1 protein-coding gene is annotated in these 326 nt (G+C 38.3%); it reads left to right on the plus strand.

Going from position 1 to position 326, the window contains the following annotated elements:
- Window positions 1–326: hypothetical protein (locus K5R64_RS15765; protein ID WP_220764819.1), on the plus strand; the 326-nt coding region annotated here is incomplete at both ends.

Here is a 326-nt window from a genome sequence, read left to right on the forward strand (position 1 = left end):
CTTACTAATTTGGCTTTAACCCCAAGTACTTTATTACCAAATGGCGTTGGTGTTGCTACACAAGATTATACCATTACACAAGCCGATATTGATGCTAAAATGGTTACCAATACGGCTATTGCCAAAGGTAAAGACCCAAGTGGTAATGATATAGAAGATACCTCAGGTACGGCAGTTGACAATGATGATAGTACGGTTACTACTTTACCGACACAAGAGAAGTTAGCTTTTGTTAAAACAGCTGTTTACAATGGCGACCCAACGAAGGCAAAAGTAGGAGATAAAATCACTTATACCTTTACAGTAACCAATACGGGTAATGTTAC

The sequence above is a fragment of the Flavobacterium sp. UMI-01 genome, from assembly GCF_019656315.1.
GTDB lineage: Bacteria > Bacteroidota > Bacteroidia > Flavobacteriales > Flavobacteriaceae > Flavobacterium.